Source organism: Marinobacter sp., assembly GCF_041984545.1.
Taxonomy (GTDB): Bacteria; Pseudomonadota; Gammaproteobacteria; order Pseudomonadales; family Oleiphilaceae; genus Marinobacter.
The window spans coordinates 127,507-141,969 of record NZ_JBHIXV010000004.1 but is presented as its reverse complement, the minus strand read 5'-3'; the positions used below and the strand labels follow the sequence as shown (position 1 = coordinate 141,969).

12 protein-coding genes and 4 tRNA genes are annotated in these 14,463 nt (G+C 59.3%); 8 read left to right on the top strand and 8 right to left on the bottom strand.

The genetic code is table 11. The annotated features are described in order from the left end of the window. Nucleotides 1–121 precede the first annotated feature (121 nt). Both ACFC20_RS03305 and ACFC20_RS03300 read left to right on the top strand, forming a co-directional pair. A complete protein-coding gene (locus ACFC20_RS03305; RefSeq protein WP_375191746.1) occupies nucleotides 122–1,129 on the top strand; it encodes a hypothetical protein in 1,008 nt (335 codons plus the stop codon). Nucleotides 1,130–1,171: 42 nt separating this feature from the next. Next, complete coding sequence (locus tag ACFC20_RS03300) at nucleotides 1,172–2,668, top strand: amidase (RefSeq protein ID WP_375191745.1); 1,497 nt, start codon at nucleotides 1,172–1,174, stop codon at nucleotides 2,666–2,668. A gap of 39 nt (nucleotides 2,669–2,707) precedes the next feature. On the opposite strand, the gene ACFC20_RS03295 is transcribed toward ACFC20_RS03300, so the two are convergent. Both ACFC20_RS03295 and ACFC20_RS03290 read right to left on the bottom strand, forming a co-directional pair. Then, nucleotides 2,708–2,784: transfer RNA gene (locus ACFC20_RS03295), tRNA-Met, on the bottom strand. Between the two features lie 100 nt (nucleotides 2,785–2,884). After that, on the bottom strand, nucleotides 2,885–4,228 hold the full coding sequence (locus ACFC20_RS03290; protein ID WP_375191744.1) for an acetyl-CoA C-acetyltransferase: 1,344 nt from the start codon (nucleotides 4,226–4,228) through the stop codon (nucleotides 2,885–2,887). Between the two features lie 324 nt (nucleotides 4,229–4,552). Here ACFC20_RS03290 and ACFC20_RS03285 point away from each other — a divergent pair, with 324 nt between their 5' ends. Further along, nucleotides 4,553–5,959: a 3-oxoacyl-ACP reductase gene (locus tag ACFC20_RS03285; RefSeq protein ID WP_375191743.1), complete on the top strand. Its 1,407-nt coding sequence runs from the start codon at nucleotides 4,553–4,555 to the stop codon at nucleotides 5,957–5,959. Nucleotides 5,960–6,115: 156 nt separating this feature from the next. Here ACFC20_RS03285 and ACFC20_RS03280 read toward each other — a convergent pair. The 6 genes from ACFC20_RS03280 to ACFC20_RS03255 form a co-directional block, all read right to left on the bottom strand. After that, nucleotides 6,116–6,191 (bottom strand) — tRNA-Val (locus tag ACFC20_RS03280). Between the two features lie 7 nt (nucleotides 6,192–6,198). Further along, a tRNA-Asp gene (locus ACFC20_RS03275) sits at nucleotides 6,199–6,275 on the bottom strand. A 67-nt stretch (nucleotides 6,276–6,342) separates the two neighbouring features. Beyond that, nucleotides 6,343–6,418, bottom strand: a tRNA-Val gene (locus ACFC20_RS03270). A 198-nt stretch (nucleotides 6,419–6,616) separates the two neighbouring features. Continuing rightward, the gene (locus ACFC20_RS03265) at nucleotides 6,617–6,829 is read right to left on the bottom strand and encodes a hypothetical protein (RefSeq protein WP_375191742.1); all 213 of its coding nucleotides are present in this window, start codon (nucleotides 6,827–6,829) and stop codon (nucleotides 6,617–6,619) included. A gap of 101 nt (nucleotides 6,830–6,930) precedes the next feature. Then, nucleotides 6,931–7,803 carry a DUF2846 domain-containing protein gene (locus tag ACFC20_RS03260; RefSeq protein WP_375191741.1) on the bottom strand — a complete coding sequence of 291 codons (873 nt, stop codon included), beginning with the start codon at nucleotides 7,801–7,803 and terminating at the stop codon, nucleotides 6,931–6,933. 132 nt (nucleotides 7,804–7,935) lie between these two features. Further along, entirely contained in the window at nucleotides 7,936–8,904 is a 969-nt protein-coding gene (locus ACFC20_RS03255) for a hypothetical protein (RefSeq protein ID WP_375191740.1), read from the bottom strand. A 295-nt stretch (nucleotides 8,905–9,199) separates the two neighbouring features. Between ACFC20_RS03255 and purE the strand changes: the two genes are divergently transcribed. The 5 genes from purE (at nucleotide 9,200) to ACFC20_RS03230 (ending at nucleotide 14,453) form a co-directional block, all read left to right on the top strand. Then, entirely contained in the window at nucleotides 9,200–9,691 is a 492-nt protein-coding gene (purE, locus tag ACFC20_RS03250) for a 5-(carboxyamino)imidazole ribonucleotide mutase (RefSeq protein ID WP_375191739.1), read from the top strand. Nucleotides 9,692–9,728: 37 nt separating this feature from the next. Continuing rightward, entirely contained in the window at nucleotides 9,729–10,847 is a 1,119-nt protein-coding gene (locus ACFC20_RS03245; RefSeq protein ID WP_375191738.1) for a 5-(carboxyamino)imidazole ribonucleotide synthase, read from the top strand. Between the two features lie 71 nt (nucleotides 10,848–10,918). Then, a complete protein-coding gene (gene sodB / locus ACFC20_RS03240) occupies nucleotides 10,919–11,497 on the top strand; it encodes a superoxide dismutase [Fe] (RefSeq protein WP_136631545.1) in 579 nt (192 codons plus the stop codon). A gap of 285 nt (nucleotides 11,498–11,782) precedes the next feature. After that, entirely contained in the window at nucleotides 11,783–13,843 is a 2,061-nt protein-coding gene (locus ACFC20_RS03235; protein WP_375191737.1) for a putative bifunctional diguanylate cyclase/phosphodiesterase, read from the top strand. A 22-nt stretch (nucleotides 13,844–13,865) separates the two neighbouring features. Beyond that, on the top strand, nucleotides 13,866–14,453 hold the full coding sequence (locus ACFC20_RS03230) for a LemA family protein (RefSeq protein ID WP_091986460.1): 588 nt from the start codon (nucleotides 13,866–13,868) through the stop codon (nucleotides 14,451–14,453). Nucleotides 14,454–14,463: the final 10 nt, after the last annotated feature.

Sequence of the window (14,463 nt, the reverse complement as noted above, 5' to 3'; positions counted from 1 at the left end):
GGATTTTCGTTCATGGAAAGGAGTTTACTGGCAGTGGGTGACCGAAATCCACGCTGAGTCGTGCGCCGCTCATAAATACGCTACCCTGTCAGAGACTTAGCACACAACCAGGCGCAGGCGAATGCTGAAAATAAACCGCGAGAACCTGAAATCCAGCCACCAGTTGATCTGGTTCGTCATCGACTTTCTGATGCTGGGTCTTTTGATCATCAACCTGGCCTTCATCATCTGGGATTCCATCTACAACTTCGTGGCGGTCCAGAGCCTGCTCAAAGAGCACGCGCCCACGCTTCAGTCGCTCTACCATCCCATCCACGAACGCTTCATTTTCTACGACCTGATTTTTGTCTCCATTTTTCTGGGTGAGTTCTTCCTGCGTTGGAGCTATGCCGTGAAGGCGAAGGTCTACGACCGCTGGTATTTCTATCCATTTATACACTGGTACGATCTGGTGGGCTGCATTCCGGTCGGCAGCCTGCGTTTCCTGAGGATTCTCCGGGTGATCTCGATCATTTACCGGCTGCACCAGTACAAGATCATCGACATTACCAACACGCGCATCTACCGGTTTATCAATTTTTATTACGAAGCATTCATGGAGGAACTGTCGGACCGGATCGTGCTCAAGGTTCTGACCGGTGTCCAGCAGGAAGTGAAGCGGGGCTCACCGCTCTTCGAGAAAATTCAGGACGACATTCTTTACCCGAGACGGGACATGTTATCCGACTGGATTTCGCAGCGGGTAGCCGAGGCCGCGCAGCAGGGCTATGTGCCCAACCGGGGGGCCCTGCGGAGCTACCTGGAGGATCGGGTCGACCATGCCCTGAAACAGAACCTTGAGTTATCCCGCCTGAAATACCTTCCCGTGGTGGGGCCGACCATCCAGGAGACCCTCGAGGAAGCAGTTGGCGACATCGTCGCCAACGTCATCCACCAGATCCTGGAAGATCTCGCCTCGGCATCCAACCACGCATTCATCGAAGACATCGTAAATGTTTTCCTGCCCTCTCCCGACGACGTTCGGGCCAACCAGGCCCAAAATGAAGCGCTGATCAACCTGATTATTGAGATCATTGAAGCCATCAAGGGCCAGGTCAAAGTCAAACACTGGCGAGCCGAACTGCCCTGATCCAGAGAGTTATTGCAAGCGACCAACAACAAGAGAATACCCATGGATTCACTGCATTATCAGTCGGCCCACACGCTTCTTGAACAACTGGACACCGGCGCCCTGTCCAGTGAAGAACTGACTCGCGCCCTGCTCGAGCGGATCCGGGAGGTGAACCCGCAAGTCAACGCCATTATCACCCTGGACGAACAGCAGGCACTGGCCAGTGCCCGCCAGGCCGACGCTTCCCGTGCGGCCGGGCAGGTAAAAGGCCCGTTGCACGGCTTACCCCTGACCATCAAGGATACCTGGGAAGTCGCCGGCATGACCTGCACCGCCGGGGCATCGCCGCTACGAGACCACAAACCCGAGCGCCACGCCGATGTTATCGAGCGACTTGAAAACGCCGGGGCCATTATCCTGGGCAAGACCAACGTGCCCATCTATGCCACCGACCTGCAGAGTTACAACAAACTCTTCGGGGTCACCAACAATCCCCATAATCCGGCCCATACGCCCGGTGGCTCCTCGGGCGGCGCCGCCGCTGCGCTGGCCGCGGGCATGACACCGCTGGAAGTAGGCAGCGACCTGGCCGGTTCCATTCGGACCCCTGCCCATTTCTGTGGCGTGTTCGGCCACAAACCGTCCCGCTCGCTGGTGTCTTTTCGCGGCCATATCCCCGGACCACCCGGCACCCAGTCCCAGCCGGACCTGGCCGAAGGCGGCCCCATGGCCCGAAACGCCCGGGATCTGGAATTGCTGCTCAAGGTGATTGCAGGCCCCCGGGCGGACCAGGAGCGCAGCTGGGCCCTCAAGCTTGCGCCCGCGTCGGTAACCAGCCTGGATCAGGCCCGGGTGGGGTTGTGGCTTGAGGATCCGCTGTGCCCGGTGGAACCGGAACTGACAGAGGCCTACCGTCATCTGGGTACCGCCCTTGCCGACCGCGGCGCCCTGGTAACCGAGGCCCGGCACCCTCTGCTGACTCTGGAGCACATTCTGCCGGCGTATTTCAATTTGCTGGGCAGCCTGCTCAGCACCTCGCTCAAGCCGTCCCAGCGTCGACAGATGAAATGGATTGCCCGGCTGGAGCCCTGGCTCAAGTTCCTGGGACCCGCCACAGCCTGCATCGGCGAATACGGCCGGGGCGTAAACCAGCCGGTTCACCAATGGATGGCGTGGAGTGAAATGCGCGAGAAAATGCGCGCCCAGATCGAATCCCTGTTTCAGGAAGTGGATGTCCTGCTGACGCCGGTTACACCGACCACGGCCATCCGCCACGACCATTCGAACCCGGTGTTCAAACGACGAATTACCGTGGCGGGCAAACCGAGGGCCTACCTGGACCAGTTCTGCTGGATCGCCCTGGCCACCCTGCTCGGCCTGCCGGCTACCTCGGTGCCCCTTGGACGGGCAAAAAACGGGCTGCCCTACAACGTGCAGGTTATCGGCGCGCCGGGAATGGATCTGACCACGATTGGTTTTGCCGGACTGCTCGAAGAGGCGGGACTGGCAGGATTTGTTAAACCGGAGGGGTTATTGAGAAACAACAGTGCCCGCTAGAAACAATAAAGCCCGCATAAGCGGGCTTTATTCAAAAGATGGTAGCGGGGGCTGGATTCGAACCAACGACCTTCGGGTTATGAGCCCGACGAGCTACCAGACTGCTCCACCCCGCATCAAACTGGTTGTTTCTCGGGGAAGCCCCCGATCAACGTGGCGCGCATGATAAGGGGTGAGGTCGCCCCTGTCAAAGGAAACCTCAGCCTGGCCGGAAACTTATCGCTCGAGAATCGCCGTTACCCCCTGACCGCCGGCAGCGCAGATGGAAATCAGGCCGCGACCGCTGCCTTTCTCCTCCAGCAATTTGGCGAGGGTGGCCACGATACGCGCGCCGGTAGCAGCAAACGGGTGTCCCGTAGCCAGGCTGCTGCCTTTCACATTCAGCTTGTCCCGGTCGATGCTGCCAAGCGGCTTATCCAGCCCCAGCCCCAGCCGCTCCTTGCAGAAAGCCGGATCCTCCCAGGCTTTCAGGGTACAGAGCACCTGGGCGGCAAAGGCCTCGTGAATTTCATAGAAATCGAAATCCTGCAGAGTCAGGCCGGCCTTTTCCAGCATCCGGGGCACAGCGAATGCGGGCGCCATCAGCAAGCCTTCCTTCTTGTCGACAAAATCCACCGCAGCCACCTCGGAGAAGGTCAGCCAGGCCTTCACCTCAAGGTTGTGCGCCTTGGCCCATTCCTCGCTGGCCAGCAGCACGCAGGAAGCGCCATCGGTCAGCGCGGTGCTGTTGGCGGCAGTCATGGTGCCATTCTCCCGGTCGAACACTGGCTTGAGCGTCGCCAGCTTCTCGAGGGTGGTATCCGGACGCAGCACATTGTCCTTCTCCAGCCCTGCCAGCGGCGTCATCAGATCGGCAAAGAAGCCTTCCTCATAGGCTTTCGCCAGCTTCTGATGACTCTCCCAAGCCAACTGGTCCTGATCCTCCCGGGGAATGGCCCACTCCTTCGCCGTAACCTGGGCGTGCTCACCCATGGACATGCCGGTGCGAGGTTCGCCGTTCTGCGGAATCTCAGGCTTCAGATGCGCCGGCCGGAACCGCGCCAGAATTTTCAGTCGCTCGCCAGCGGTCTTCGCGCGATTCAGATCCAGCAGAATCTCCCGCAACCCCTCACCCACGCCGATGGGCGCATCCGAGGTGGTGTCGGTGCCACCGGCAATACCACACTCGATCTGCCCCAGGGCAATCTTGTTGGCCACCAGAATAGCCGCCTCAAGCCCCGTTCCACAGGCCTGCTGAACATCATAAGCGGGCGTCTCCGGCGCCAGACCGCAGCTCATCACCGCCTCACGGGTAAGATTGAAATCCCGCGAATGCTTGATCACCGCACCTGCGGCCACCTCACCCAGGCGCTGCCCCTGCAAACCATATCGGTCCACCAGCCCACGCAGCGCTGAGGTCAGCATCTCCTGGTTGCTGATCTTGCTGTAGGCGGTATTGGAGCGGGCAAACGGAATGCGGTTGCCCCCAATCACCGCCACCCGACGAACGTCGGCCGGTGCGGCCGTGGCTTTCTTCGATGAACTGGTCTTCTTTCGCGGAGTCTTCGATGCTTCTGCCATAATTTCCCAATTCCTTTTCAGCGGATATCTGTGATGCCCGGGGATTATTGGGACAGCCCTTCCCAAAACCGTGGAGCGCCAGGGATGGCGCGACCGAGCCCTACAGGGACGTATTCACGGGCGTGTTTTGGGAAGGGCTGTCCCAATAATCCGAGCACCCAATTTTAGCTTTTGACTGTAAACAGTTTAGCGACAACCCGAAATGCCTCATTGGCACCCCTGACAACACCCTACAGGCATTGAGTCAATCCAAAAACTGGCCGATTCTTTAACCTGTAGGACGATTCGTAATCCGTCATTCGACTGCAACCACAAGGAACCGCAATGTCTGATCTCTACCTGAGAATAGTCAACACCCCCGTAGGCAAGACCGCTGCCCAGTCCCTGGGCCTGCCCGCCCCGGTGCCCCTGAAACGACTCAAACGCACAGACCAGCCGTTTATCGAAGGCGACGTGCTGATCGGTGCCGCCAACGGCGGCAAGGCCATTGCAGCACTGGGCGCCACGCTCGGCGCAAGCGCGGCAACACTTCACCACGCCAGTGGCAGCGACCGCCTGAACGACTCCGCCAAGGCCGGCAACAAGGCCCAGCCAATGGATCTTGCCTCCGAGGTATCACAGAAATTCAGTGCCCTGATTTTCGATGCCACCGGCATCCGTAACCCTGTGGAACTTCGGGCACTGTACGACTTCTTCCATCCCACCATCAAAAAGCTGGGCACCAACGCGCGCGTGCTGGTGGTTGGGCAGAACCCGGCCAGCTGCCGAAAGGCACCACAGGCAGCCGCCCAGCAGGCACTGGAAGGCTTCGTGCGCAGCGTTGGCAAAGAAATCGGCAAGAAAGGCGCCACCGCCAACCTTCTATGGATGGCACCAGGCGCGGAAAAGCAGCTGGACTCCAGCGTCCGCTTTTTCCTCTCGGCCCGCTCGGCCTATGTCTCCGGACAGGTGGTCCGTGTCAGCAAAAGCGAGCCGGCGTCGGCAACCAACCCGGTGGCGCCCCTGAGCGGAAAGGTTGCGTTGGTCACAGGCGCCTCACGGGGCATTGGCGCCGCCATCGCCCAGACCCTGGCCCGGGACGGCGCCACCGTAATCGGCCTCGACATCCCGCCAGCGCTGGAAGAGCTTGAAAAAGTCACAAGCGCCATCAAGGGCAAGGCCCTGGCGTGCGACATCACCGATGACAAGGCGCCGAAGCTGATCGCAGACTTTGTTGAAGAGCATTTCGGCGGAGTGGATCTGGTTATCCACAATGCCGGCATCACCCGGGACAAAACCCTCGGCAACATGCCGGAACATTTCTGGGACATGACCATTGCCGTGAACCTTTCAGCCGAGGAACTGATCGACGAGGAACTGGCCAAGCGGGAGCTCCTGAGAGCCAACGGCCGGATTGTCTGCATCTCGTCCATCAGCGGCATTGCCGGCAACTTCGGCCAGACCAACTATTCAACGGCCAAGAGCGGCGTGATCGGCTATGTCGAGGCAATGGCGCGACAGGTGAAGAATGGCGTGACCATCAATGCCATTGCTCCAGGCTTCATCGAAACCCAGATGACCGCCGCCATGCCGCTGACCATTCGAGAGGCTGGCCGCCGGATGAACAGCCTGTCTCAGGGCGGACTGCCGGTGGATGTGGCAGAAGCCATTGCCTGGTATTGCAGCCCTGCGTCCGGCGGGGTGAACGGTAATGTTGTGCGGGTGTGTGGGCAGTCTCTGATCGGCAAGTAACCTTACACCTGGATCGTGGTGTCGGATTACGCCTTCGGCTAATCCGACCTACGGGACTGGGCGTCGGATCATGCCTTTGGCTGATCCGGCCCCTCGAGCACAAAACACAAGCACAAAAAAAGGGCCAATCCTCTCGGATCGGCCCTTTTTGGAATATGGTGGGTGGTACTGGGATCGAACCAGTGACCCTCGCCTTGTAAGGGCGATGCTCTCCCAGCTGAGCTAACCACCCGGGAAAATGGCGGAGCGGACGGGACTCGAACCCGCGACCCCCGGCGTGACAGGCCGGTATTCTAACCAACTGAACTACCGCTCCGCATCAATTCGGGCCCGTGGGCCTGAACCTGAAACCGGATGGGGTGATCCGGTAATGCGCTTGAAAGTGGTGGGTGGTACTGGGATCGAACCAGTGACCCTCGCCTTGTAAGGGCGATGCTCTCCCAGCTGAGCTAACCACCCACTTTCTGGCTTCGTTCCCAAAGCTTTTACGGCTGGCGTAACGCTTTGTCGAACATCTGAAGCCTGTCACCCGGTTGTCAGCGCAGCTGTCTCAACCAAGTGAGAGGCGCATTTTAAGCATTTGGCTGACGGTGTCAAATATTTTCCCGGAATTTTCTGAAAAAACCTGCAAGCCTTTAAAAAACGGACAGTTTTCGTTCAATTTCCCTTTTTGCCAGCGGCACTGTCCGGCACGGATTTTACGCTACGGAGCGCCGGCTTGCGCTGCCCGGCCCGTTGGGCCTTTTCCTGCAGCGACAGCTCACTCACCCGGGCCCGACGGTCTTGAGGAACGGACCGCTCTGCCAGAGAACAATTCAGCGCATCCAGACGTTTCTGCAGATCGCCCCAGCCCTCGAGGAGCTGAGGCACAACATCATCCGTAAGTTTTTCAAAACGAAGTCTGAGAGAATCCTTGAGCGACATGGGGTTTCAATTCCAAGCGGTATACCTGCCAACAGTGTAGCCAGCCGTCAGAAAATCCACCAGCCACCGCCGGACTCCGCCTCCTCGCGACGCTCCCGCTCACGTTCAAGCTCGGCGTACTCGCGCTCGAGTTTCTCGATTTTCCGGTCTGTTTCCAGCGGAACGGTCGGGCCGCCACCGAAGGGCCAGAACCAGGACGCGGATTCATACTTGCCCTCAGCCTTCAAGCGCTCGAGCTCCAGTTCGCGCTCTTCCTCGAGCAATACCCGCTTGCGCTCATAGTCGACGTCTTCCGTTACTTCCACGATCGAGGTCGCCGCATGGTTTGGCGCCAGCAGGTCACTGTTCAGAAAACGGGTGGACACAAGCTCATCGGCCTGCATGGCATAGTCACGCGTTACCAGTTGCAGATCTCCCTGGGCCAGCGGATGGTCCGGATCCAGCTGCGGATGCCGCTGGTCGGGCTCTGTCAGCTCGTTATACCGCAGGTAATAGATCTTGCCTGGCTCAACCTTGAGGGTGGCGTCTGCAATAAGGCTCAGACTGAACGAATTGAGCCCCTCGAGACCCAGCAGCGGCCTGCGCATGGCAATGTGTCTCTCCCCTGGGCTGACTTCCAGCCAGGTGAAACTGTCATTACGTATATTGAAGTAATGGGTGTCGTCTATGTAAACGCTGGGCGCCTCGATCTCGTCGGCCGCCCACTGGGAGTGAGTGCGATAGAAATACAGCAGCGCGTTGCGACGGTCCCAGCTGTCGTTATCGATGTGAACGAAATCGTGCCCGGACACCGGATGCAGGAACGAACCGACACTCTTGCCAATGGACTGGTACACCGTACAGCCGGACAAGGCCAGCAACAGCAGCGCCGCAGCCAGCGGCCGGAGAAAAGCGGGAACGGAAGGCACTCGGGTTTTCATGGTTGGCAACTCTTCATCCTGATTGCGAGTTGCCCGATCATAACAACTGGCAAACGGTAGAAATGAGAGCTACCGCAAGGGCTGGCTACAAACCGTTACAAAACCCGAGATACCGCCCGTTCAGGCCAGCGTTTATTGCCCGCTGACCTGGGTCCGAAGCTGATTCACTTCTTCCGAAAGCCGCACCAGCCGCGAGGTGAGCTGCGACCGAGAGGCATCGATGGAGTCCACCGTGCGCTTCAGGTTTGCCAGCTCATTGCTGGGGGCCTGCACCCGACTATCCCCGGCGAGCTGATCGGTTTCCCGCTCCAGGGCGGCCACACGGCCCTCAAGCCCGCTGATGCCCAGCTTCTGCTCCTGCTCGAAACGCCGAATCCGGTTCTCGATCACCTGATCCACATCCGCCAACTGCTGGCTGAGACGGGTCAATTGCTCCGTTGCCTGCCGGTTCGCGTCCTGCAACGCCGCCACCGAGGTTTCAGTCTGGTTTTTCAGGGCAACAATGTCGGCGGACAACGACTGACGAGCCTGCTCAACCGATGCTTCAACCGCACCAATGGCCTTGTCATTCTCTGCCAGACCCGATTCCAGCGCGGCCAGCCGCTCCTGGTGCTCGTCCAGGCGCTTCTTGTTGCGCTCATTGGCCACCGCCCACAGCTTGCGGATCTCGCTGTCCGCGGTATCCAGCCGCTTCTCCTGAGCCGCAATCTTGTCCTCCAGCGACTCACCCCGCTCCTGCAGATTCTCGCCAGTTTCCGACAGCTCACCTTCAAACCGTGCCAACGCCAGTTTGCTCTGCCGCGCCCAGTAATCGGCCTCCTCAAGCTGACTCTCCAGCGCCTGAACCCGCTGCTCCTGGGTGTACCAGCCCGCTCCCGCGGCAGCGGCTACCACAACCACCAGCAGCCAAAGCAGGGCCGAACTGCCACGGCCGCCACCGCTTCCTCCTTTCGCGCCCCCAGACGGCCTGGCCGGACCGGGCGGCTCGGCCTTGCCTCCGGCCGACGGCTTCGGCTTGTTGTCTGCCGCTTTCTTCGGCTCGGCACTGCCGATTGGTCGTTCAGCCCTCAACTCATCATCATCTGGACGGATGGGTTCCATTACAGCTCCTGATATGGACGGTTACAGCGATAGGGATCGATAATACCTGTACTCAGGCGCAGGTAAAAATGGCGACGATGCCAGAGTGATGCTTGCAGAGGTTCTGGGGGGCAGGGTTGGTGTTCTTCCTGGAAATGTCTGAGGCCATGGATGGCCTCAGACAAGCGCTCAGGGATGAGCTTGTAGCGGTTTCCAGGAAGAACACCAACCCTGGCCCTCCCCAAGCTATAAGTTTGCATGGTAGGTAGGCAAAACATACAATGGCCGGCTTTCCAATTATCACAGGATGTTGCACATGCAGCCGCTTGTAGGACTCATCATGGGCTCCAAATCCGACTGGCCCACCATGGAGCACGCCGCCGCCATGCTAGACAAACTCGGCGTACCCTACGAAACCAAAGTCGTCTCCGCCCATCGCACCCCGGACCTCCTGTTCGACTACGCCAAAACCGCCGCCGACCGCGGCCTGAAAGTCATTATCGCCGGTGCCGGCGGCGCGGCCCATTTGCCGGGCATGGTTGCCTCCCAGACCGCCCTGCCGGTACTGGGTGTGCCGGTACAGTCCAAGACACTGAACGGCCTGGATTCCCTGCTCTCTATCGTCCAGATGCCCGGTGGCATTGCCGTAGGCACCTTGGCCATTGGCAAAGCCGGTGCCACCAATGCAGGCTTGCTGGCTGCCCAGATCCTCGGCACCTTCGATGAGAGCATTCGCAACGCCGTGGAAGAATTCCGTTCGACCCAGACGCAAACCATACTGGACAACCCCGACCCTCAGGATCCGTAATATTAACCTCGGTGCAAGAAACGGCAGGAGAGCTCAAATGAGAATTGGTGTACTGGGCGCCGGACAACTCGGGAGGATGCTGGCGCTGGCCGGGTATCCACTGGCCAAGACCTTTGTCTTCTATGACATGTCTGGCAGCCCGAGCGCAGGCTTGGGCGAAGTCATCATCGACCGCGATGGCGAATACCTCGATGACTTCCTTTCCCGCGTGGACCGCGTGACCTACGAGTTCGAACACCTGCCGGTGGACGTTGCCGAGCAGATCGCCAGCCAGAAGCCGGTGCACCCCTGCCCCAGGGCCCTGCAGGTCTGCCAGAACCGGGAAGCTGAAAAAACCCTGTTCGGGCAACTGGGGATCCCGACACCCGAGTGGAAAATCGCCGACAGCGCGGCCTCTCTGAAAGCAGCCGCCGAAGCCCTGGGCTGCCCGGTGGTTGCCAAGTCCAACACCGAGGGTTACGACGGCAAGGGCCAGGCGGTGCTCAGAAGCCCGGAAGAAGCCGAGGCGGCCTGGGCGTCCATCGGTCATCCACGGCTGATTGTCGAGAAGTTCGTGGACTTTCACCGGGAAGTGTCGATGATCGCAGTGCGCGCGGAAGACGGGGACCTGGCGTTCTATCCGATGGCCGAGAATACCCACCATGAGGGCATTCTGCGCTACTCCATCGCTCCGGCTCCAAAGCTGGAAAAGCACGTACAGGAAGACGCCGAGCGGTACATCAAGGCGCTGTTGAACGAATTGGACTACGTTGGCGTATTAACCCTTGAGCTGTTCGAGACCGCCAACGGCCTTGTTGCCAATGAAATGGCACCCAGGGTTCACAACTCCGGGCACTGGACCATCGAAGGCGCCATGACCAGCCAGTTCGAGAATCACATCCGGGCCGTGAGCGGGCACCCACTGGGCAATGTTGCGCCCCGGGGCGTGAGCTGCATGATCAATATCATCGGCGAGCATGGCGACATCGAGCGCATCCTCGAACTGCCCTATGCCCACGTGCATCTCTATAACAAGGGAGAGCGCCCGGGCCGGAAGCTGGGTCATGTGAATATCCTGGCCGACAGTTACGAGGAACTGGTGTGGCGCGTAAAGACCTGCGCCCAATTCCTGCCAGGCTGCCCCGAGTTCAAAAGCTCTTTGACAGCAAAGGGTTGATATCGATCAAACCGCCCCTATATTGGGGTGGTGAACGTAAACACAAACAGAGAGACAGGGAGAACGACCTCATGGCATTTGAACTTCCCGCACTGCCGTATGAAAAGAACGCACTGGAACCGCACATCTCTCAGGAAACGCTTGAGTACCATTACGGCAAGCACCACAACACTTACGTAACCAAGCTCAATGGCCTGATCGAAGGCACTGACAATGCCAACAAGTCCCTCGAGGACATCATCAAGAGCGCCAGCGGCCCGCTGTTCAACAATGCAGCCCAGGTCTGGAACCACACCTTCTACTGGCACTGCCTGAGCCCGAACGGTGGTGGTGAGCCCACCGGCGCCGCCAAGGAAGCCATCGAGAAAGCCTTTGGTTCTTTCGAGGACTTCAAGAAAGAATTCAACGACAAGGCCGCCAACAACTTCGGTTCTGGCTGGACCTGGCTGGTCAAGAAAGCAGACGGCAGTGTTGCCATCGTGAACACCAGCAACGCGGAAACCCCGCTCACCGGCGCCGACAAGCCGGTACTGACCGTCGATGTCTGGGAACACGCCTATTACATCGACTACCGGAACTCCCGCCCGAACTACCTCGAGGCATTCTGGAACCTGGTGAACTGGGATTTCGTAAACGAAAACCTGGCCTGATCCGGTCCGGACTCGAGCTAGCGGCCCCCAGGGGCCAAGACAGGAACGCCCGCCTCGCGCGGGCGTTTTTGTGTCTACCTTTCCGACACAATTACAAATCGATACAACTGCTCTCTGAATAATTCAAAAAAATCGCCGATACTCCATGAAGATATGGCCATACTGAACCATACTGACGGGTAATCTACAGGCCGGCCTCAAGGGGGTCGCCCATTGTCCGATTTTTTTCACATTGCCGTTTGTGAAACGATCGTCCTGACGGAACCGGATTAAAGACAGTACTGAATGCAGAATTCCTTTGAGGTAGAACATCGGCTGGGCTCACGGATACTGCGCTGGATTCTTGCCGTGGCCCTGATCAGCGGTATTGTCGTCAGCACCGTACAGGTTGTGCTGGACGCCAGGCGTGTGTCCGCCGTACTCGATAACGATGCCCGCCAGACCATCGCGATGATCAAGGATGCTGCAACCCAGGCGGTGTTCAGCATTGATTCGGATCTTGCCCAGCAGGTGGTGGACGGTCTCTTCGCCAAACAGTCCGTGCATATGGCCCGTATCGTCCACCCGGACGGCACACCCCTGGGTGAGCGGAGCCGCCCTCTGCTGGAGGCGGCCTTTCGTCCACTGACCGACCCGATTTTCGAGGACGAACGCCAGTTTCGCGAGCCTTTGTCCCGCGAGGCCAATCCGGACATGGTCTACGGCTACCTCGATGTCCACTACGATACCGCACCGGCCGCCAACACCTGGCTGGACCGGGCAGCGGTGACCTTCGCCTCCGGCATCGCCACCGCCCTGATACTGGGTATGGTGCTGTTCTACGTGTTCCACCTCCTGCTGACCCGCCCGCTGCTGAGAATCGTCGCCTCGGTCAAACAGGTGGACCCGGCGCATCCGGACGACCGACTGGTGACCACGCCCTCCGGGCATCAGAGTGACGAGCTGGGCCTGTGGGTCAACGCCACCAACAACCTGCTGGTTGCCATTGGCGACAGCCAGAAACGTCACCAGGAAGCCGAAGACCGGGTGAGCCGGTTGTCCCGTTACGACCAGCTCACCGGACTGCCCAGCCGGGACACGTTCATGGAGCTGCTGGTTAGGGATATCGAGGAGGCCAACAAGCGTGGCGTTCAGTTATCGCTGATTGTCTGTGGCATCGATGATTTCAAATCCATCAACGAACAGTGCGGTTTCCGGTCGGGGGATCTTATCCTCCAGACCATCGCGGACCGGCTCACCAGCAAGCTCGACAACGCCCGCTTCACCATTGCCCGGCTCGGTAGCGACCAGTTTGTAATTGTGGAGAAAGGCCTCCGTGACGGCTTCCAGGCGGCCGACACCGCCGATCGGATTCTGGCCTGCATCAGCGAACCCATGCTGGTGGAGGACCAGAGCATCGCCATGACGGCTACCATGGGCGTCGCACTTTACCCCTCGGATACCGGACAGGCCGATCGGCTCCTGCAGTGTGCCGAACAGACCATGACTCTGGCCAAACAGAACGGGCAGAACCATTTCCAGTTCTACGTCGCCAGTATCGACCAGGAAATCCGCGACCGGAAACAGCTCGAGAAGGATCTGGCCAAGGCCCTGGCCAACCACCAGTTCCATCTGGTTTATCAGCCCCAGATCAACCTCGAGAGCAAGCGGGTGATCGGCGCCGAGGCACTGCTTCGCTGGGAGCATCCGATCCGGGGCCTGGTGCCGCCCGACCTGTTCATACCTGTGGCGGAGGCCAACGGCTCGATTGTCGAAATCGGGCAATGGGTCCTCGATCAGGCGTGCTGGCAGGCCGCGCGCTGGGCCTCAGACGGCGCACCGCTGCGCATCGCCGTGAACCTGTCGGCGGTTCAGCTGCGCCAGAATACGATTGTGGAAGACGTCCTGGACACACTCCGACGACACAACATCCCGGCGGGCCGGCTCGAACTGGAAGTGACCGAAACCAGTTTCATGACCAACCTCTCCGATGCTGTCGCCAAACTCCACCGGCTACACCAGGCCGGCATCAGCATTGCCGTCGATGACTTTGGCACAGGCTACTCCTCGCTGACTTACCTGAAACAGATGCCCGTGCAGCACCTGAAGATCGACAAGCAGTTCATCCGCGATCTGCTGGTTAATGAAGAAGATACCCGCATTGCCAACACCATCATCGACCTGGGCAAGAGCCTGAACCTGTCGGTGGTCGCCGAGGGCGTGGAAACCGCCGAACAGGAATACTATCTGAGCCAGCGGGGCTGCAAGCTGGCCCAGGGCTATTATTTCAGCAAGCCGCTGTCGCCCCGCGATTTTGAGACCTTTGTAAAAGGTTTCCACCAGCAGATTGTGGAAAATAACGCCTGATTCATCACTCCGAGGAGCCGCAATGGGTACCACCGTCATTGGCCTGATCGTTATTGCCGTCGTCGTTTTTTACCTTGTTTTTATCTATAACCGCCTGGTTTCCCTGAGAAACCAGTTCAAGAACGGCTTTGCACAGATTGACGTGCAGCTTCAACGCCGCCACGATCTCATCCCCAACCTGGTCGAGGCCGCCAAAGCATACCTGAGCCATGAGAAATCCACTCTCACCCAGGTCATGGAAGCCCGCAATAACGCGGTCAGCGCCCAGAAAGACGCCGCCCGGGACCCCGGTGATGGCACCAAGATCCAGCGCCTGGGCAGTGCCGAGAACCTGCTGACCAAGGCCCTGGCCAATTTCTATGCGGTGGCAGAAAACTACCCGGACCTGAAGGCCAACGAGACCATCCAGCAACTGATGGAAGAGCTCTCCAGCACCGAGAACCGCGTGGCCTTCGCACGCCAGGCCTACAACGATGGTGTGATGAGCTACAACACCTTCCGGGAGCAGTTTCCCAACAACATCGTGGCGGGCATGTTTGCGTTCAAGGAAACCTCCCAGCTTGAACTGGAATCCCCCGAGGCCCGCCAGGCACCCAAAGTGGCCTTCTGAGGCCCTCACC